The organism is Bacillus sp. FJAT-49736 (assembly GCF_018343615.1).
GTDB lineage: Bacteria > Bacillota > Bacilli > Bacillales > Bacillaceae_C > Margalitia.
Genome location: NZ_JAGYPI010000001.1, coordinates 333,143 through 354,687, shown reverse-complemented (window position 1 = coordinate 354,687; position 21,545 = coordinate 333,143). Strand labels below are relative to the sequence as shown.

Below are 21,545 nucleotides of genomic sequence, written 5' to 3'. Positions count from 1 at the left end.
CTTTTAAAACGACTCAATCCTAATTAGAGCACGTTGATGAATGGAGGATAACCGATGGACCATCAACATAGAGAGCAGCTAATCAGAAACCAAGATCGTGCGTTTATTACTGGGAGTATTGAGAACATTAATGATCAATGGGTCTTTTTTGACGATGAAACTGATGAGGCATTTATGTTAGAAGAATATTTCGCGCAGGAAGTCGAAATATTCCATAGACAACAATGGATAAAAGGAGTATTAGAGGGGGATGGAAAAATTACCATGCCAAACTCAACCTTTTTCCTGCATGATCAATTGAAAATCAGAATACGAAAACAATTAACATTTGCCTTCGAAATATTATTGAATGAGCTAAAGGATGATGCATTACTTTATTTCATACATAATCTGAATCAGTTGGAATTCTCCGTGTATGACTGTATATATTGTCATAATCAATTATCCTATCTTGCCCAAGAAGAAAAACAGAATGGCGTCAATTTCTTAATTTTTGATAACGGGGAAAATATTTGCTCGATTCAGCACCATTTTAAATATGAACAGGACAGCCAAGATCGTTTTGAATTTACATTAAGTACAGGAAAACGGACGATCGTGGAAAAGGTATCCAATATGTAAAATATAAAACGTCTTCCTTGAAAGACGTTTTTGATTATTAGGAGCATATAAAATTATTATCTTGCAGCCATTCCTCCATCTGACTCGATTGCATTGGCTTCTCGATTAAATAACCTTGGATATAATGACATTTCATATTTTTGAGGATTTCAAATTGCATATCCGTCTCCACACCCTCTGCAATTACCTGTAGCCCTAAGCCATGTCCCATTGTCATAATGGAATTAACAATGGCGTAGTCGGGTGTTTGAATATCCAAATTTTGAATAAAGGATTTATCAATTTTTAAAATATGGATTGGTAAATGACGCAAATAGCTTAAAGATGAATAACCAGTACCAAAATCGTCGATGGATATTTTCACCCCAATATTTCGAAGCGCATTCATCGTGTCAATGGTCTTTATGGAGTCATTTACCATAACGGATTCTGTTAGCTCCAAATGTAGATATTTGGGATCAAGATCGGAATATGCCAGAGCATTTTTCACATCCTCTATAAACCATCTATTTTGAAATTGATATGCTGATACATTGATGGAAATACTTGCGTCTGTCAAGCCTACATCATGCCAGTGTTTCATTTGCTTGCAGGCTGTTTTAAGTACCCATTTTCCGATTGAATGAATGAGTCCTGTTTCTTCGGCAAGCGGAATGAATTCGAGGGGTGGGACAATTCCTCGTTCAGGGTGCTTCCATCGAATTAACGCTTCACAAGATTTCATCTTTTGGCTCGAGCTTTCAATAATCGGTTGATATGTTAAGAATAATTCATTGTTTTTTATCGCTTTTCTTAAATCACTTTCCAGTTCCACACGATTTAAGGTTTCTACATTCATATCATCCGAAAAGAAGACCAAACTGTTTCCGCCAAGAGATTTTGCTCTTCCTAATGCGATATCAGCATTCTTTAATAATTCCTCACTTTGATCTCCATCATAAGGATACATGCTTATACCCACGCTAGCGCTAAGGAAAAACTCCTTCTTTTGATAGGAAAAAGGCATTTCAATCTTTTTTAATAATTGCTTCGCAATTTGGATAACGCTTTCCGGATTTGTTTCCTTCGTTAATAAAATACTAAATTTATCATTTGTAAATCTTCCTATGTAAGCTCCATTGGATAGACTGCTTTTTAGCCTATTTGCCAATTCTTTTAATGTTAAATCACCTGCATAGTGTCCCAAAGTGTCATTTATTATCTTAAAACGATCTATATCCAATAATAAAACAGCAAGCGAGCGGCGCTTTTTCTTTGCACGATTCAGCATTTCATCAAGGATTTCATTAAACTTTGTCCGATTAGGAAGCCCCGTACTTTCATCATAATTTGCCAATTGGGTTATTTTCTGTTCAAACTTTATATTTTCGCTAATATCCCTTCCAATTCCGCAAATTCCGACGCACTTATTATCTACCATAACCGGAATATTCTTTATATGAAAGGATTCCACGTCTCCATTTTTCGTTTTTATATTAACATTATAGTACTGTATCTTCCCATTTAACGATCTTCGGAAATGACGTTGAGCCTTTTGTACATCACTATCCACTACAAGTCTTAATGAGCTTTTCCCTTTAATTTCATTGAAAGAATAACCAATCGCTTTTTCAAAGGCTGTATTTACACTCGTGAAATTCCCTTTTATATCCAAGGTATAAACAATATCCATGTTGTTCTCATATAACGTTTGATGATAGGCTTCCGAAACCTTCGTGCCTTCCTTAATTGCATCGACTTGTTTGGCAGTTTCTTTGATTAAATTAGTCAATGTAATAATAGAATTTGTTTCAGAAGGTACCGTAAATGGAATGCTTATATCATTTTTATTTTGTTCACTTGATTCCGAAATAGTTAAATAAATGGATGCCGGAGCTGATAACTTCGGCTGATTTTTGGTTCGCTGGCCAATATCACCGAAGCAATAACACTCCGTTACGGAAGCATAACTCTCTAATGATTTAATATGATTTTGGGTGAGCTGCTCTAAATTCCTTATTCTATTTGCGCTATGAAAAGCGAGTATAGTTTGAACAGGTTTTTTTCTTAACCTTTTTAAACTTTTTTGAGTTTGGGATATTAGCTCCTCCGTATTTTCATATGCAAATGATATGATATCTCCGTTTTTAATATTAGTTGATACTTCAAGTAATCCGCCTTCTAGAATATTTCGAATGAAAGCAACTTGTTTTTCTCCATTGCATTCAATTAAAAATGGTATTTCACAACTGGAATGTGGCAACCGTTGAACAAAGTTATTACCCAAATACTGTTTTAGTACATTCAACGGCTTCCTTCCACTTATTTCATGTATTATATTTTCTCTTCCTTTTGTTATCGTAAAAGGCAATCCAATCTCTTGCCATTCTCCATTTTCTATTGTTTCTACAATCAAGTCTTGATTTTCTATTGAAAGAAAGACAATACCCGATTCTAATATGCCATTCTCCGTAAAAACAAATGACAGTTTGTGTTCAGAACTATTACCGCCTATTACAGTAACATCCGAATTTATGCTATAAAAGCCATCCAGTATTTTATCTAATTCCCCTAATTTCAAATTGGAAAATAGTATTACTAATTTTGTTTCTAAAGTAGTATTTTCTTTAGCAATTCTTTGTCCAATATTCACTAAATCTACTTCTCTTCCAATTTCTATTGAACCTGAACGTACATTTGTTTTCTCAAAGGTGGTGAACGTGATTACAGGCAGACAAGAGGTAATATAACCTTTTGTCATTTTCGCCGTTGAACTGTTTCCTGTTATTACTGCTTGTGGGAGTTGATTCTTTAATAATTTTAATAGTTTCTCTATTTCCTTTAACTCCATATTGATAACAGATACATGAATGGATATAACAGGATATTGAAAAAGCTCCTTTTCCTCGACAAATCGTTTTAACTGCGATTCATCTTGAAAAAGTGTTTGAAATGATTTTACCAAGCTGGTCACCACCTTGTCGTGCTTATAATAAAAATATTCATACTATTATTCATTGTAATATAATTGTAATATATTGTCGATATATCAGAAAAAAAAAAGAAGCCGCTCAGATGAGCGACTCTAATTTTCAACTAAATGGATGCCAAGGGCCTAATGGAAGCTTTAATCCTAAGTAAAGTGCAGCTAGAAATAAAATGACAAACAACAGCCATAAGATTCCTGTCCCTTTTTTCTTCATGGTTCTCACCAAAATCATTTCCATCAATACAATAACGATTAATCCAACCAGTAATTTTACTCCGTATAATGCAGGATCTACAGATTGATTATTAAAGAACAATAAGGCTCCTGTAACAATCACTAGGATATAGAAAAGACGTACAATCATCTGGACAATCCTAGCGCCTCTCTCTTTTCCCGCCTTATGTAATAGTAATGCCACGATAAATAGTATAATCGCAATTACCCAAGTTGTAATATGGGCATCAGTTCGATGTAGCATTTCATTTCCTCCCAGCTTCTTTTAATATGGCTTTATTCTTAAACATTATTGATATCATATCATATTGATTCCATTGATAGATATGATTTGAAGATTATTTTACCATATTTGTCAAAGTTCCGATTCCCTCAACCGTTATTTCAATTTTGTCACCAGGAGCCAAGAACTTCGGTGGCTTCATTCCATTTCCTACTCCCGCCGGAGTTCCAGTAGCAATGATATCTCCTGGCTCAAGCGTCATTCCTTTGGAAAGGGTTGAAATAATTTCTTCAACGGAAAAAATGAAGTGCTTTGTATTGGAATTTTGGCGAATTTCATCATTTACCTTTGTAACAATATTTAATTGATTCGGATTCTCTATCGCAGAACGATGAACAATCCACGGTCCCATCGGACAGGAACTATCTAAGCTTTTACCTAAGAAATACTGGTTATGACGCTTTTGAATATCACGTGCTGTTACATCGTTGATAATCGTGTAGCCGAATACATAGTCAAGTGCTTCGTTCTTACTTATACTTCTTCCTCTTTTTCCTATAATGATGGCCAGTTCACCTTCATAATCTAATTGATTCGTTATTTCCGAGTGTGATTCAATAACGTTTAAATGTCCTGTGACGGTAGTAGGAGCTTTCGTAAAAATAATGATATCCTTTGGTATATCTGCTTCGCTTCCCATTTCAATTGCGTGGTCACGATAATTTTTCCCTACACACAAAATATTTTTTTGAGGCTTTGTTATTGGTGAAAGCACCTCAATGGTATCTGTATTTTCATAGAAGTGGTTTAAATCTTCACTTGCCATTAAGCTTTTTATATCCATAATAAATTCATTGCCTTTTTCAATTGCAGCAAGCATCGATGTAGGCAAGTACGGATAATCTTTCATTGCAGCCTCAGATACATTAAAGATAATACCCTTACTCTCATCCAGTGCCCCTAATTGTTCTTTATTATCCTTTTTAAAAGTTAATAGCTTCAATTTATTTCCACCTCTTATTCTACTTAATAAATACTTATTCTGCTTTTTGCACTAAATTCCCTTTTCCCTTTCTTATTTCCAATATGTCACTATGCGCCAGATTTTTTCTAACGGGCCATTTTGAAATTTCATAAACCATATCTCCGCCAAGATTACTTGAATAAAGTAAATTAATAGAGCCATTAAAATGCAAGAAGACAATGTTAACTTACCGTAAAAATCCATTCCATAGTGATAAAAAATTAATGTTCCAACAATCGATTGAATTAAGTAAATGGTAAGGGACATTCTTCCTGCTGTTGCAATTGGCCTAAATAACTTTTCAGATACCTTATTAATCATTAAGAGAACGATTAATGCGACAATGGCAAAGCTAAAAATGGTTCCTCCAAGGGACTGCTGAATTAGCTTGAATGCAAGATTTGAATCAACAAGTGCCGGCAAAGACTTCAATAGAATCCCAATCACCAATGAAACAATAAAAATGACCATCCATTTTTTCTTTTGTTCCTTTGCCCTTTGCAACCACTTTAATTTGGAAGCCCCTGCCCCAATTAGCATCAGTGGCAAAATAGAGAAAACCGAGAAAAAGAGATTGGCAGAACCATTCACAGCGGACCAATCTGCAAATCTTTGTTGAGTAATTTCCCAGTAACTCCCCGTGGAATAGGCATTGACAGATTTATTAACATTCGTAATATCCGCATACATAAGAGTCGTATTTGGGTCAAAAAGAGCATTTACCATTATGTATAAAATAAACAATAGGTTCGGGACAAGGAATAGCATTACTCCGCTAATAATCAGAACCTCTCCCGACAACTCAAGCAATACCATTAAAATCATTCCATAGATCGCATAGTTCACTAATATGTCTCCGGACCAAATAAAAAATGCATGGAGTAACCCAATAACAAGCAAAAATAACAGTCTTCGCAAATATACATTCGAAAAGGCTAGTCCTTTTTGCTTTATTCGGTTGCGTAGAATAACACTTCCATATCCAAACATCATTGCAAAGATGGGGTAAAAGCTTGATTCTATCAGGATTTCAATCCACTTATAAAGGGTTGCATCCCCATTCTGCCACCATTCATACGGATTATAGTAAAGAACAGGTGCGTTGAATGAGATCATATTAATGATTAATATTCCCAATAAACTAAAGCCTCTTAAAACATCCAATGTGAAAATTCTTTCATTCTTTTGTAACGACTTCATTTGCAGCTCCATTTTAATACCTCATTAGTAATTATATTCACCATACCATTTTACAACGTCATCTTCATTTAGGCTAATGAATCACCTTTAAAGAAATCATTCATATGATATGTCTATAAGTGAAATGCCCATATGCATTTAATTAAGAATTAAAGGAAGTGAACGGTTATGCCTGGATTTGTTGGTGCCGTTCAAATTATGAATATTGGTTCGAGCGGTGTTTTTAATATTGGAGATGTATTTCAAGTGATTCCAAATGCTTCTGTTAAAACCTTTGCCGGTGCAGGCTCATTTAATACCGGTGAAACGTTAACCATTCAAAATCAACAGTCAGCTACCAATACATTCGATATAGATGGTTTGGATCAAGGAAATTATTTAAATTTTTAATCTGGACCTTATGGAAAAAGGGGATATCCATGAAAATATATTTACAGCAGACAATTCAAATTCACATGATAAAAATTGGCGGTATTTCCAATTCATCTGTATTTCAAATAGGAAGTGCAGGAATTATTAAACCAGCTTCCTATTTATATAATACAGGAGGATTTATTAGACCTGCTCCAAAAGTTGGGCAACCGACACCATCAGAAGGGACATTTGGAGCTCATGCGGTTGTGCCTTTTCAAACATCAGGTGGACCAAGATAGATTGTAAACGATTAAGCTTGCTTTTATTAGAAGCAGAGCTTGATTGCCCCATTTTATATTTTATTAAGGGATCACTATTGATAAAAAGTGAGGTTTTGTTAATGGTAGATATTCAAGCATATATTCAACAACTTTATCAATATATCCAGCATCAAGAAAAAAGAATTTCCAGGTTTGAAAAAGCGATGAAGGAATTAAAAACGGAAGTTCAAGCTTTAAAAGAAAAGCCCCCGATTAGTGTAGAGCGACTAGAATATAAATTTGACCAATTAAAAATTGAAAGATTGGACGGAACCTTAAATATTGGATTAAACCCTTCAGATTTAAGTGAAAAGATAGAAGACATGGAGATTCCTCCGCCAAACACTCAAGGCCCCAGTATAGTTGCAGATCCTAACTTCAAACAGGAAATAATAAATAGATTAAATCATTATGTAGGAAACGAAATACACACGGTTATCAACGATACGGAACAGCAATTAGGAATGAACCTTGAACAGCACTACCATGATTTTATTGTGAATGACCTACACAAACAAATTCCACAAAGAGTTGACCACTATCTTAATATTTTAGCAGGGCAAAACCTCGGTACATTATCAAAAGAAGATTTATTGGACCAAGTTTATCAAAAAATGAAAGCCGACATTGATCAGGCTATCTTCCTTTTTATTTCTAAGCTTCCTAATAATATGAATGGAGGAAATACAAATGGAACTTAATGTAATTAACCGTGAATTACATGTAGGGAACATTGAAGTTATTGGTATTGCAAGCTCTTCCTTATTTCTTATAGGTGATGCGGAACACATTCAACAGGCGGCAACCTTTGATACTCCTGCCGAATCACTTATTATTGGACCTTTTGTACCATTTGTTCCAAGAGGATAGGGAATGGATGGAATAAGAAATTCTGTTGTTCAGGACATCAGCATTAATGACGTTGTTTTTAGTTCAAATGTTCATGTTGGCGATACAACTTATATAAAGGCAAATTCACGTGCCTTTGCAGTTCAGCGCGAAGAAGAACTATATTTTGGATTCGAAGTTGACTTCGAAGATTACCCTATTTTTAGCGAGGTTATCCCGATTCCTCCAATTACAGAGGATATCCATTTTCACCGTATTAATCTGGATCCTGTTATAAGAGTCGATCATATTAATATCATAGGTATATCGGCCGCTTCAATTTTTCAAATTGGCAGTATTAAGGATGCATATCTTGAGTCAAGAGTGCATCATGTTCGCCAACTTAAAGAAAAGCCTGAAAGTTGAACGTTCAGAAAGTTTTCCACATATTATGTGAAATAACAAATAATCAAGTAGGAAAATAAATTTTGTAAAAGGATGTTTTACATGCCTGCAGTTATTGGACCATTGCAAATTTTGAATATGGGCGGGGGAGTTATGCAATTCGGAGATACTCTCTTTACATCGCCAAAGACAAGTACAAAAATCTCATCTGGATCTGGCGCATTAACAACGGGAGGATTTGTACTAAACTATAACTTATTCAGCATAAATAATACCATCAATTATTCAGTGTTTGATCAACCGACTATTGGAAATAATTAAGAGGCATTGAGCCAAATTTGGTCAATGCCTTTTCATTTTTCTTATATCTTTAACAGATGTCCACCATCAAAGAAATAAAGAAATTTTTCCTTCACTGGTTTTTGTAAAATATCCTGAAGAGCTTTTTCATAAAAATCAATCTGGGTTTTATATCGTTTTTCAAGAGTTGGCTTTGCTTCTTCGAAGCCCCCCTTAAACCGATCATAAATACTATCTGATTTATAATCAAGCAAGATAATATGATCATCATTTTCAATTAAACAATCAATAACCCCTTGAATAAGAATAGATTCGTCCTCTAGGCTATGATCCCGATACATTTCAGAAGCAGAAATTGCCAGGCTGAAAGGAACCTCTCTTCTTACCTTTTCCGAACCTAGAATCCGTTGTCCTAAATCTGTTTCAAAAAATTGAATGATATGCTCTGGCTGGATAACACTTTGTTGCTCGTTTGTTAAAAGCTCTTTTTGTACCATGCTTTCCAGCAATTCATTCACAGAATTAACCGTTGGCATTTCGTGTAATGGGACATGCTGCATCACCATATGCAATGCGGTTCCCTTTTCAGCAGGTGTCAGCTTCTTCTCTCTCATGAACCGAGGACGATTGAAAATAGGCTTTTCAAATTTTTGTACAATTTCAGTTCCAGAAGCCTCATCACGGATTTCAAACATACGTTTCACTTCGGATACTGACTGCTTAGAACGTCTTCCTGCGGCAGACATATGCGGGTATTTCCAATCGAGAACGTTGGAAATATCTTCTTTTTGATCTGTTTGTATGTCCAACAGGCTCCCGGACTTCACCGCTTCTTTCCAATTCTGCGTACCCAGCTCTGTTTTTTCGGATTGCATAAACTCTTCTTTAGAATGAATGGAAATTTCCCATTTAGAAGGATGATTCTGAATATCTTCCCCGACAAATTCTTTGTTTTCCACAGATGGAAAATCATGGTGCCGAACCAATGCGGGGCCAATCCAATCAATATAAGATGTTGCTCTGGCGCGAACATTATCACTTAATAGCCAATCCATCGATGAGTTATTTTTATTCCATTTCATCATCGATTTCTGGACATTTTTTAAAGTGCTTATTAAATATAATTTTTCCTTTGCTCTCGTTAACGCTACATATAATACACGCATTTCTTCTGATAGTGTTTCAAGCTTTTTCTTCCGTTTAAAGGCAAGCTGAGGCAAGGATGGATACGTAATTCTTTTATCAACATTCGTATATCGGCACGCAAAACCGAACTCTTTATCAAATAAATAGGAATGTTGAATATCCATCATATTAAATTTGCGCGATAGACCCGCAACAAACACAACTGGGAATTCAAGACCTTTACTAGAGTGGATTGTCATCATCCGAACGACATCCTCCTGTTCACTCAAGGCCCTTGCTGCACCAAGGTCATTCCCTTTTTCTTGCATCCTTTCTATAAACCGCAGAAACCGGAATAAACCTCTAAACGAAGTTGCCTCATACTGACGAGCCCTATCATATAATGCTCTTAGATTTGCTTGTCTTTGCTTTCCGCCAGGTAAGCCCCCAACAAAGTCATAAAAGTGTGTATCTCGGAAAATTTGCCAAATTAAATCTGAGAGGGCGAGAGTTCGTGCGCCTTCTCTCCACCTATTTAATTTTTCGATAAAAATATGAAGCTTCTCATGTAGTACCTCTGTTTTTTCCGTTGGATTTTCCTTCAAAAATAATGATAGTGCCTCATAAAAAGCCCCATTTTTGGAATGAATTCGAATGATTGCCAACTGTTCCTCATTTAATCCGACGATTGGAGACCTTAGCACCCCAGCAAGCGGAATATCCTGATACGGGTTATCGATAACCTTAAGCAAGGACATGACGATGTTAACCTCCGTTGCCTCAAAATAACCCGTTGAAAGACTCGCATAGATTGGTATTCCGGCAAATTTAAATTCCTCCATAATTTCAGGAGCCCATGACATGGATCGCAGTAAAATAACAATATCCTTATATTGAATCGGTCGATAACTTCCCGTTTTCGGATTAAATATTTCCTTCTGTTCGTTTATTAGTTTTTTTATTTCTTGTGCAATGTAACGTGCCTCGAGTTGAGATTTTTCCAAATCCATCTTATCAATAGTTTCATTTTCTTCGGCAGATTCATCCGTTGACTCATCATCAGTAGCATCCTCTTGGTCAATGAAAGCCACTTCGATAGGATATGAAATCTCTTCAGGATATGAAGCGCCTTTTACAAGCTCTGCTTCCTGGTCATAGCTAATTTCCCCAACATTTTCGCCCATGATTTGTTTGAAAATGTAGTTGGTTCCTGTCAATACTTCTTGTCTGCTTCGGAAGTTTTTCGATAAATCAATTCGAAGTCCCGTACCATCACCATTTGGAGTAAAGCGATTATATTTTGCTAAAAAGAGATTAGGCTCCGCTAGCCTAAATCGATATATTGATTGTTTTACATCACCGACCATGAATAGATTGCCATTCTCATCGCTATCATGTGTGACTAGCTGCAATATGGTTTCTTGCACCATATTGGTATCCTGATACTCGTCGACTAGCACTTCTTTGAATTGCTTTCTGTAGTCTAGAGCTGCTTCGGAGGGTATTAATGAACTGCCATCTGCACTCACTGTTCCTAGAATGTCAAGGCAATAATGTTCTATATCCGTAAAATCCACTAATCCTTTTTCCATTTTCATTTGCTCAAATTTTATCGCAAACTCTTTTACAACTGAAACCAGCGTAGAAATTACATCCTTCATTTCCCTCATATCTCTTAAAAAGAATGCTGGTTTGCGGGAAAAAAGTTCCTCTCGAAGCTTGTCCAGGATATCCTTAGCTTTTTTCTTGTAATCATCGGCTTCTTTCAATAAATCCTTATTATATTCATCACCTTTACAAATTTTCGCCTTTGAAAAGGACCAATTATTCATCGCTTCAAATAATTCATTCCAAGGACCGGCAGCTGCCTTTAATAATTTATTGACAACTTCTATATAGTCTAAATAATTTTCCGCCCTAGGTGCCGGACCTCCTGGGAGCTTCGTCACCTCATATGCGTCCTCCAGTAAGCTTTTGGCACTTTCTAATTGTAAATGAATATCAAATCGAAGCGTCTCCATAAATGGAAGCCCATCAATGTCCATATCCTCCGTGACATTGTACATTTCCACCAGCTCGTCTAACCATCTATTAGGCTGAGGATGAGATCTCGAAAAATCATATAGTTTAGAAACTAAGTCTTGTAATGCTGCATCACTTCGATCATTAGTGAAGGTATCTACTAGCCGGTAAAACGAATCATTATTTTCTTTACCGTATTCCAATTCGAATAAATCATCCAACACTTCATCACGAAGTAAATCCCTTTCTGTTTCATCCGCGATTCGAAAACCAGGATCAATATCTATTAAATAGTAATATTTGCGGATAACATCTAGGCAAAACGAATGCAAAGTAGAAATGGAGGCACGATTTAATAAAGAAAGCTGCCTTCTTAACCTCGCAGAAGCCGGCTGCATTTCGATTTCCTTTTCAAGTGCCTCCCCTATACGGTGGCGCATTTCAGCAGCGGAGGCGTTCGTAAATGTTGCCACCAATAATTGGTCAACATCAATCGGATCCTCTTTCGCAATGATTTTTTGAATAATTCGTTCCACCAATACCGCTGTTTTACCAGATCCCGCTGCCGCAGCAACTAATATATTTTGATCCTTTGCCATAATTGCTTTCCACTGATCATCCGTCCATGTGGAATCAATCGGCTTAATGGGAATGGCTGTTTTCATCCATGGATACCTCCTCTCTAATAATGCTTAATAAATCGTCCGGTTTTCCTGGAGTTAATAGTCTATATTGATTATCCTCCAAAGATTGATCAAATTGACAAACAGATTTATAGGAGCAATACTCACACGGAGTACGCTTTTTCAATTGATAAGGATTTATATCTACCATACCGGTTGCAATAGCATTCCCCGATTTTTCATAAAGCTTTCGGACGTAACGGTTAAGTATTTTAAAGTCATCCTTCCCTGCAACCTGCGAACGCTTTGACAAGGTTCCATCTTTTTTTATTTCCGCGGAGACAATTTTGGATGTCCCATTTTCTATGGATTGGTCCATTAATTTAACCACATTTACGTCGTCCAGCATTAGTCCTTTCATTTTAAAGCTCTTAAAAATCTCTTCTTCAATTTCCTCGATCGTTAAGATTTTATTACTCTTTACGATGGGGTTATGAAGATGGAAGTATAAAACTCCGGCAGGAACACTATCTGCACCTATTAACCTACTGGAATTAGTGACGACAATATCCAAATAGGTGAGCATTTGTAACGCTAATCCATAATACACTTCTGTTATATCAAGATTCCTTGCACTTGATTTATAATCTATTACTCTTAGATAGACACCATTTTCATCTTCTGCCTTATCAACTCGGTCAATACGTCCCTGCAATTCCATTTTTGTACCATTCTTTAATGTAAACGTTAAAGGTGGTAATGTAGACTTTGCGCCAAAATCCAACTCCATCCCGATTGGAGAGAATCCACTCGCTTTTGATTGCTGGCTTAATACTTGGGAAGCACGTCCAATTACCTGCTCAAGCTTTCTCTTTATATAGTGATGGCGATTAGAGCTAAGCAGGATCTGATGTTGCAGCTTCGGAGCAAGAAATGCAACTGCTTCTTTCGCCATTGCATAGCACTCTGCACTAGATAATGAAGACCATGACAATCCTTTCTTTTCTATTTCATCAGAAATCCATTTCAATGCTCCATGAAATAGATCACCAATATCAGGTGCCTCCAATTTAAAAATTTGTCTTTCTCTTAATTTTAAGCCATGTGATGCAAAGTGGGAAAACGGACAGCCGTGAAACAGCTCCATCCTTGACACACTTGCCAAAATTTTGTCGCCAAATAAGTCTTTACTTGTTTGTTCAGATAATTGCTTTGCTTTGTTTTGATAAAAAAGACTAGATAATATATGAACTGTTTGATTTTTCCATTTGTAATTTCCTATAAAATAGTTATAGACATCCCACCAAAAATCCGGAACTTTAACCCCGCGTTTCTTTTGCTGAAGCTGTGAAGTTAAATACGCAATTGACGTATTGGCATGTGAAATGTATTCCAGCTGCTCATGAACGCTTATTTCGGAAGGATCGTTAACCACAACTTTTTCTATTACATTTGGAAAGACATCCTTTATTCTTTTTAAATAAGGCGATGGCAATAATGCCTTCCCTTCCTCATTTGCTAATGGACACGATAAGTATAAATAGTGAGAAGGAGTTGTTAATGCTTTATAAGCAATAAACTCTTCATCAAGAAGCCTTGTTTTGCTACTTGGGGCAATTTTCATCCCATTTTGAAGCAAGGCATCACGATCCGAATCCGTTAGAATACCCTCTTCATTCAATCTTGCAGGCATAACTCCATCATTTAATCCGATAACAAAAGCTGCTTTTATGTCTGACAGTCTCGATAATTCCAAATTCGCAACCAGAACTTGGTCAATTGCTGGCGGAACGAGGGAAAACCTCATTGCTTCCAAGCCGGAATCGATTATTAAAGCAAACTCCTTCAGGGATATGCTCTCCAGCCCAAAAATATCAACAAATTGATCCAATAAGTCTATTACTGCATTCCATGCCTGGTCATGCTCTCTAGCTGAAACAAGATTGCCTTTTTCCTCTGCAGAAATCCGGAATTTTTCCAGCTTAGCGGGAATATCAAGCTCTTCTAAATAGAGAAATAGTGCTTCACATAGCTCTTGGCCACTTTGAGCTTTTTTCAAGCGCCGCGATAATCTATTAAGAGGGGCTGTAATAAATAATCGCATTTCATTAAGTTCGTGCTCCATTTCTTTTTCCGAATCTGTTTGAGGTAGATTTTCCAATTCCAATCCTCTAAATCTTCTGTATATCCATCTGTCTTTGCTAATCCATTGGCTTCCCTTAATTCCATAGGCTAGTACATAGTTTTCTAGGCGGTCCATTTTTTCACGAAGCTCTCGGTGATTTCCTTCCAGTGGAAAAAGCAAATCCGTTTTTACCGCACGGAACACGGACTCGTAGCGCCAATTGCTGTTGATTATTTCAAGGGAAGACCGAATAAGTTCGATTAATGGGTGATGGAACATCGGCCTCTTTTGATCAATAAAATAAGGAATTTCATAATCATAGAAAACCGTTTCCATCATATCCTGATAATCTTGGCCATTCCTTACCAAAATAGCAATATCCATATATCGATAGGATTTTGTTCTTACAAGTTTGCGAATTTCTCGAGCAATTCCTTCCATTTCAGCTCGGCGATTTGCAGAATGAAGAAGACAAATGGAAGTCTCCTCCTTAAAAGGTAAAGCTGGTCTTCTCTCAAACGTAGATTCCAAATACTGAAGATCGGAATTTTTATAGCGATAAGAATCTGTAAGAATTACATCTTCCTCCATTGTTACTCCAGCACTCAATGCCATTTCATAAAGGATGTTATATGTCTCTCCTGACATTCGGAATAAGTGTAATGCATCCGGAATACTTGAACGAAATGGCTGGTCAAGTGTTAAAGCTATGGATACACGTTTGCATGACTTCATCAATTGTCCAATTACCATATACTCTTGTGGGGTGAAGCTGTGAAAGCCATCAATAAAGATTTCTGCATTCTGCAGATAGGCAGATTTTTCAATAGATTCAGCAAGTAATTTCATGTAGTCATCCGTATCTAAATATTTCCCTTGAATGGCTTCTTCAAAATCACGATAAATCAATTCCAAATCATACAATTTATCCTTTAATGATGTAGAAGTATCCTGGTTGGACATTTCTAATTCTTCCGGATTAATGCAATAACGTTTGAACTCCGCTATCATGTTTTCCACGTGTTCAATGAAGCCTGTCTTATCTGCTGCTTTTCCAAATAGCCTTAGGCTATCTTTCTTATCTTCAATAATTTTGCGGATTAGCATATTAAGGCCGGCGCTAGAAATATGTTTTCTGCTAATTCCACCAGTTTCTTGTAAAATTCTCCACGCTAATCTCGTTAAACTGAATACTTGCGCACGTATCATCCCTTTTAAACCAGGGGCATTAATCAGGCGATATTCCGATAAAAAGGTCATTTGATCGGGAACCAAATATATCAATGGATATCCGCTTGGAGACTCTTTAAGGTTTTCTGTTATTTCATCCATAAAAAGCTTTGACTTTCCGGTTCCCGTACGTCCAATTACAAAACGAACAGTCATTTATCCTGCTCCTTTCACTACATCTGCTCACTTATATGTATCTATTATAATATAATTGACTTCATTGCTTTTCAGAAAAATATTGGATTTACTATCAACAAGAACGTATATTCCTATTTTTAGAATACTATTAGTCCATTTAATTAGCAACGAATGATGCTCACCTCAAAAAAAACAAAAAAAATACGCATGACACGAAAATGTCATGCTACTAAATTTGATAGGATTTGCATTTATCATATAATGATGTTTTGCTGATTCCTAAAAGCTTTGCAGCCTCTAATCTGTTTCCATTTGTTTTTTTTAATGCTTGGATTATCGCATTTTTTTCTACAAAAGAGAGAATATCCTTTAATGGAGCAACAGACTCTTCCCGATTATTTGGAGGCATCGAATCTAACGAAAAGGATGGATAACCGCTAATATATATATCATCATCTTGTAAATATAAAGGTAGATGTTTCATTTTTACGGTATTCGTTCCATCCAAAACATTTATAGCCCGCTCTAAAACATTTTCTAATTCGCGAATATTGCCTGGCCACTTATGATTCATCAATTTAAGTAATACCTCTTCCGACAGGACAATACCATTCCGATGAAATTTTCTTTCAAGCTTCTTTAAAAGATTGAAAGCAATGGCTGGTATATCTTCCTTCCGATTTCTTAAAGGGGGTATTTCAATTTTTATAACATTTAATCGATAATATAAATCTTGCCGGAAGGTTCCCTCTTCTACCATTTTTTCTAAGTTCCGATGAGTTGCTGCTATAATTCGAACATCAATAAATATTGGTTTCTGCCCACCTACACGTTCAATTTCTTTTTCCTGTAGAACGCGCAAGAGCTTACTTTGCATCGGCAAAGGCATGTCACCTATCTCATCTAAAAAAATCGTTCCGTAATTCGCCAATTCAAATTTCCCTTTTTTTCCGCCCCTCTTTGCACCAGTAAATGCGCCGTCTTCATATCCGAATAATTCAGATTCTAATAAATGCTCCGGAATGGATGCACAATTGATCCTTACCAATGGAAAATGCTGCCTCGGACTATTATGGTGAATGGCATGTGCAAATAATTCCTTTCCGGTTCCCGATTCCCCTAGTAATAACACGGCGGAATGATTGACGGAAATCTTTTCCGCAAGCATTTTAGATTTTATAAATTCTGTACTGGATCCGATCAAATCTTCAAATGTATATTTACTTGCCAATCCTTTTTCAAAGTTATTTTTATAATAGTTTAATTCCTCTAGAATGGGCTGTATCTTTTTTGAATACTCCCACCATTCCTGAGGATTTTTAAACATGACAGTTCCAACTGCTCCTACTAGTTCTTCCTCAATATATAAAGGATATCGATTGGCAATCATTTCACTATCATTTATAGGCTGAACAGCTGCAAGTTCGGCTTGACCTGTTCTTGCTACAATATGCATTCTTGAGTTTTCAATAATGTCTTGTACAGGCTTGTCAGTAGCATCCTCTACCGTGGTTCCTAGAAATTCACAATAAGCCGAATTAATATACCGAATGATTCCATCTCGGTCTACAACAACTATGCGTTCTGCTGCAAGATTAATGATTTCATCGAGCCATTTAAAAGGAAGGCGGCCAATTCCTAAATTCATCGTATTTCTCCCCATCCGTTCAAGATACTATATCATCTATTATAGCAAAGTAAGGGGAACTTTTTCATTTTTCAAACTAGTTACTGTGTTGTATATCCTCCATCTAGTACAACCGCTTGACCTGTGACCCCTCTAGCTTTATCACTTGCCAAAAATACTGCGTAATCAGCAATTTCAGATACATCTAGTAATCTTTTCTGCGGAACTAACGGATATATTACCTCTTCGATTACTTTTTCAAAAGGAACATTTCTTGTTTTCGCTAAATCCTGCAGCTGGTTGCGAACTAGTGGGGTATCGACATAACCAGGACATAAGGCATTTACTGTAATACCATGCTCTGCTCCTTCTAATGCAGCTACCTTCGTAAGACCAATTACCCCATGCTTCGCACTATTATAAGCCGCTTTACCAGCAAACCCAATTAGTCCGTTAATAGAAGCCATATTCAGAATACGTCCAAATTTTTGCTTCTTCATGATTGGAAACACTTGTTTAATAGCTGTAAATGGAGCAGTCAACATAATCTTGATCATTAATTCAAATTTTTCGGTCGGAAAATCCTCTATCGGCGAAACATGCTGCAATCCGGCATTATTGACAAGTATATCAATCCTGTCGAATTCCTTAACTGCCAGATTAAGAGCTTCTGTTAACTTCTGTTCATTGGTTACATCACATGGAATGGAGACAGCTGTGTACCCTTGCTCGTTCAATTTGTTTGCAGCTAACTCACTTTTTTCTTTGTTTACATCTGATATAACAACTTTTGCTCCTTCCCGTGCAAAGGCTTCGGCAATTTCCAAACCAATTCCACTACCAGAACCAGTAATAAAAGCAATTTTATTAGATAAAGTATTTCCCATAGTTAGCCCTCCTTAAGATGAATTTTTAGGGATTTTATCTTATACAAGACCAGTAATACTATAAAGTGCAATAATGAAAAATACAGCTAGTGTCTTAATAATAGTTATGGCAAAAATATCTTTGTACGATTGTTTATGTGTTAACCCCGTTACAGCCAGCAATGTTATTACTGCACCATTATGAGGAAGAGTGTCCATCCCTCCTGATGCCATTGCAATGACACGATGCATAACTTCTGGTGGAATATTAAAATGGGCAATAGCTGCATTGTATTTATCCGCCATCGCGCTTAGTGCAATTCCCATCCCGCCTGACGCAGAACCTGTAATACCTGCTAATGTTGTAGTTGTTACAGCACCATTTACTAATGGATTTGTAAAGGTATGGGAAATTCCGTTGCTGATTAATGTGAACCCTGGCAATGCGGCGATGATCCCGCCAAATCCATACTCTGCACCAGTATTCATAGTCGCTAGTAATGCTCCCCCAATACTTGTGTTAAGACCTTCTTTAAAATTGGTTTTTACTCTGTTCCAATCGTAAAGGATAGTAGAAATAATCCCGACGATCAACGCCATCTCTACTGCCCAAATAGCTGTAACAGCTGAAATATCAACTGTTCCAAATGCCTTTAAACCGATAGTAGAAAAGTCGAAGCCATTCGGATACCACTTCGGTATAAAAATAGTAAATACTTTATTCATAACTCCTACTAGTACTAGTGGAATGAATGCTAATATTTGACGACCAACAGATGTACGTGAGTTTAAATCGGGAACGGAATTAGGTTCTGTTGCTAAGGAAGAACCTGAATCATGTGCAGCAGCCAATTCATCATTTTTAAAGCCTAAGCATCCCTCCCCTGCTTTTTCCGCCTTCTTTCTTCTTGATTCCAAATATAAAAGACCTAGTACGATAACAAAAATAGAGCCTATTATTCCAAGGGTCGGTGCAGCATAAATATCAGTTTTAAAGAAGGAGGTAGGAATAACATTTTGTATTTGCGGTGTCCCCGGTAAAGCATCCATTGTAAAGGCAAACGAACCGAGTGCAATCGTTCCTGGTATTAAGCGTTTTGGAATATTGGCTTCACGAAATAAATGTGCCGCAAATGGAAAAATAGCAAAAACAGCAACGAATAGACTAACTCCACTGAAGGTTAAAATGGCGCCTAAAAGAACAATCGCAAAAATAGCTCTTTTAGCTCCCACTATCCTGACAATCGTTTTTGCAATGGATTCAGCTAACCCAGACATTTCGACTACTTTTCCAAAAATTGCTCCAAGCAAGAAAACAGGAAAATAATTTTTAATAAATCCAACCATTTTTTCCATAAAGACATTCGAAAAGAAAGGCAATACATGACCTGGATCGGTTAACAAGACAGCAAACAAAGCACATATTGGTGCAAATAAGATTACGGAGAAGCCTCGATATGCGACAAACATTAAAAGGCCTAATGCCAAAAGAATAATAATTATTTCCATACATATCCCCTTTTTGTGTTTAAATTTTCCCATGCTCTACTTCAATACACTACATCATTCACGAAAGCGTTTACACCTCAGAAGATCCCCCTCCTTTTTTTTCATCCAAAATACATCGCAATTTTCATGCCAAAAATATTTATTCTTTTAAAGACACAAAAAATTCACACTCTAGGGAATATAGAATAAAATCCCACGTCCTTATTTCCGGGATTATGGAAAAAATATTTCATTTCATTTCCGAATATCCGGAATCTATCCGGATATTCGGAAAGAATTCTGCAAAAAGAAGGAACGCCAATTTAAGCGTTCTCCAAATTACTTTCATATTGCTTTTTCAATAACTTCTTATCAATCTTTCCTACATGAGTTTTAGGCAATTCCTTAAGGAACACAAACTGCTTTGGAATTTTATATTTTGCCAGCTTATAAGTGCAATGCTTTTTAAGCTCCTCGACAATGCCGGAATCACCAGATTTTAAGACAATAAAAGCTGTCACTTGCTCTCCCCACTTTTCATCTTCTAAGCCAATTACACAAGCTTCCTCTACTTCAGGATACTGACATAGCCAATGTTCGATTTCGAGGGGATATACATTTTCTCCTCCTGTGATAATCATATCCTTCTTGCGGCCAACTATGTAGTAATAGCCGTCCTGATCTTTCCTTCCTAAGTCTCCTGAATACAGCCATCCATCTTTCCATACGGATTTCGTCTCCTGCTGATCATTCCAATATTCCTGAAACGAATGTTTGCCTTTGATAAGGATTTCACCGACCTCATCTACCTCTGCTTCCGTTCCATCCATTTTTAGCAACTTAATTTGATTAAACATCATTGGTTTTCCGACAGAGCCTTTTTTCCATATAGCATCTTGCGGAGAAATGTAAAAATTATTCGGCCCTGCTTCTGTTAACCCATACCCCTCCTTAAATGGGATGCCTTTCTCTTGAAAACTTTCATATATTGATAATGGACATGGTGCGGCGCCGGAAAGAAATGTTCTCATACTTGGGAATAAAGAGGCTTTAAATTCCTTTGTCCCAACCATTAAGTGATACATTGTTGGAACAAATAAGGCTATGGTACATTTATATTTATTTAAAAAATGAACAGCCTCTTTAGCATCGAACTGATCGCCAAGTACTACAGTCCCCCCGCTCATTAATATCGGAATAGAAAGAGCATTAATTCCCCCGGTATGAAATAATGGCAAATAATTCAGTGTCACCTCATCATCTGTCAATCCCCAGCTTATAATCGTATTTATCGCATTCCACATAATTGCTCGGTGTGTTAATACTACCCCTTTTGGTTTCCCAGTTGTCCCTCCTGTATAAATAATCAGCCATGGATCCGATTCTGATATACATGTGATATCTTGTTTCTTCGGTTTTATTAGGATAGGATAATCTAACGGTATGGCATCACTAACTTTTTTCAAATGATTTACGGTATCGGAAAACCGTTGATTGTAAAGAAGAATTTTCGGATTACAATCCTCTATAATATAATTTAATTCTTCATGGGATAATCTCCAATTGAGTGGGACAAAAATGGCTCCCATTTTCCCACAGGCAAACATGATTTCAAATACTTCTATTTGATTCTTTGCCAATATTGCAACTCTATCTCCTCTTCCGATATTTCTCTCCTCAAAGAACGTTAACCATCTATCAGATCGATTATCTATATCGCAATATGCTAAGCTTGTATCATTGGTTACATCGATTATTGCTGTTTTGTTTGGCGTCAAGCGTGCTCTACTTGTAATCCAATTTAACTCCACTTATGTCTCTCCC

At 36.6% G+C, this 21,545-nt stretch carries 17 protein-coding genes; 7 read left to right on the top strand and 10 right to left on the bottom strand.

Going from position 1 to position 21,545, the window contains the following annotated elements:
- Window positions 1–54 precede the first annotated feature (54 nt).
- Window positions 55–621, top strand: a complete 567-nt coding sequence (locus KHA87_RS01910; RefSeq protein WP_213092423.1) for a DUF2777 domain-containing protein — start codon at window positions 55–57, stop codon at window positions 619–621.
- A 37-nt stretch (window positions 622–658) separates the two neighbouring features.
- On the opposite strand, the gene KHA87_RS01905 is transcribed toward KHA87_RS01910, so the two are convergent.
- From KHA87_RS01905 to KHA87_RS01890, 4 genes are all read right to left on the bottom strand, one after another.
- Complete coding sequence (locus KHA87_RS01905) at window positions 659–3,565, bottom strand: bifunctional diguanylate cyclase/phosphodiesterase (protein WP_213092422.1); 2,907 nt, start codon at window positions 3,563–3,565, stop codon at window positions 659–661.
- 127 nt (window positions 3,566–3,692) lie between these two features.
- Complete coding sequence (locus tag KHA87_RS01900; protein ID WP_213092421.1) at window positions 3,693–4,067, bottom strand: YisL family protein; 375 nt, start codon at window positions 4,065–4,067, stop codon at window positions 3,693–3,695.
- Between the two features lie 94 nt (window positions 4,068–4,161).
- Window positions 4,162–5,049, bottom strand: coding sequence for a fumarylacetoacetate hydrolase family protein (locus KHA87_RS01895; RefSeq protein WP_213092420.1), 888 nt, complete (start codon window positions 5,047–5,049; stop codon window positions 4,162–4,164).
- A 72-nt stretch (window positions 5,050–5,121) separates the two neighbouring features.
- The gene (locus tag KHA87_RS01890) at window positions 5,122–6,282 is read right to left on the bottom strand and encodes a DUF418 domain-containing protein (RefSeq protein WP_213092419.1); all 1,161 of its coding nucleotides are present in this window, start codon (window positions 6,280–6,282) and stop codon (window positions 5,122–5,124) included.
- A gap of 156 nt (window positions 6,283–6,438) precedes the next feature.
- On the opposite strand from KHA87_RS01890, the gene KHA87_RS01885 reads away from it, so the two are divergent.
- The 6 genes from KHA87_RS01885 to KHA87_RS01860 all read left to right on the top strand — a co-directional run bounded on the left by KHA87_RS01885 (window position 6,439) and on the right by KHA87_RS01860 (window position 8,498).
- On the top strand, window positions 6,439–6,660 hold the full coding sequence (locus KHA87_RS01885) for a spore germination protein (protein ID WP_213092418.1): 222 nt from the start codon (window positions 6,439–6,441) through the stop codon (window positions 6,658–6,660).
- A 29-nt stretch (window positions 6,661–6,689) separates the two neighbouring features.
- Entirely contained in the window at window positions 6,690–6,923 is a 234-nt protein-coding gene (locus KHA87_RS01880) for a spore germination protein GerPB (RefSeq protein ID WP_213092417.1), read from the top strand.
- Window positions 6,924–7,024: 101 nt separating this feature from the next.
- Window positions 7,025–7,645 carry a spore germination protein GerPC gene (gene gerPC, locus KHA87_RS01875; RefSeq protein ID WP_213092416.1) on the top strand — a complete coding sequence of 207 codons (621 nt, stop codon included), beginning with the start codon at window positions 7,025–7,027 and terminating at the stop codon, window positions 7,643–7,645.
- Window positions 7,635–7,814 carry a spore gernimation protein GerPD gene (locus tag KHA87_RS01870; RefSeq protein ID WP_213092415.1) on the top strand — a complete coding sequence of 60 codons (180 nt, stop codon included), beginning with the start codon at window positions 7,635–7,637 and terminating at the stop codon, window positions 7,812–7,814. The genes gerPC and KHA87_RS01870 overlap by 11 nt, the downstream gene beginning before the upstream one ends.
- Window positions 7,815–7,817: 3 nt before the next feature.
- Window positions 7,818–8,198, top strand: a complete 381-nt coding sequence (locus KHA87_RS01865; RefSeq protein WP_213092414.1) for a spore germination protein GerPE — start codon at window positions 7,818–7,820, stop codon at window positions 8,196–8,198.
- 81 nt (window positions 8,199–8,279) lie between these two features.
- Window positions 8,280–8,498: a spore germination protein gene (locus KHA87_RS01860; RefSeq protein WP_213092413.1), complete on the top strand. Its 219-nt coding sequence runs from the start codon at window positions 8,280–8,282 to the stop codon at window positions 8,496–8,498.
- A gap of 41 nt (window positions 8,499–8,539) precedes the next feature.
- On the opposite strand, the gene addA is transcribed toward KHA87_RS01860, so the two are convergent.
- From addA to KHA87_RS01830, 6 genes are all read right to left on the bottom strand, one after another.
- Window positions 8,540–12,289, bottom strand: coding sequence for a helicase-exonuclease AddAB subunit AddA (addA, locus tag KHA87_RS01855; protein WP_213092412.1), 3,750 nt, complete (start codon window positions 12,287–12,289; stop codon window positions 8,540–8,542).
- A complete protein-coding gene (addB, locus tag KHA87_RS01850; RefSeq protein WP_213092411.1) occupies window positions 12,267–15,758 on the bottom strand; it encodes a helicase-exonuclease AddAB subunit AddB in 3,492 nt (1,163 codons plus the stop codon). The genes addA and addB overlap by 23 nt, the downstream gene beginning before the upstream one ends.
- A gap of 211 nt (window positions 15,759–15,969) precedes the next feature.
- Window positions 15,970–17,388 carry a sigma-54 interaction domain-containing protein gene (locus tag KHA87_RS01845; RefSeq protein WP_213092410.1) on the bottom strand — a complete coding sequence of 473 codons (1,419 nt, stop codon included), beginning with the start codon at window positions 17,386–17,388 and terminating at the stop codon, window positions 15,970–15,972.
- Between the two features lie 80 nt (window positions 17,389–17,468).
- A complete protein-coding gene (locus KHA87_RS01840; RefSeq protein WP_213092409.1) occupies window positions 17,469–18,254 on the bottom strand; it encodes a 3-hydroxybutyrate dehydrogenase in 786 nt (261 codons plus the stop codon).
- A 39-nt stretch (window positions 18,255–18,293) separates the two neighbouring features.
- Entirely contained in the window at window positions 18,294–19,742 is a 1,449-nt protein-coding gene (locus tag KHA87_RS01835; RefSeq protein WP_213092408.1) for a GntP family permease, read from the bottom strand.
- A gap of 302 nt (window positions 19,743–20,044) precedes the next feature.
- Entirely contained in the window at window positions 20,045–21,532 is a 1,488-nt protein-coding gene (locus KHA87_RS01830; RefSeq protein ID WP_213092407.1) for an acyl-CoA synthetase, read from the bottom strand.
- Window positions 21,533–21,545 lie beyond the last annotated feature (13 nt).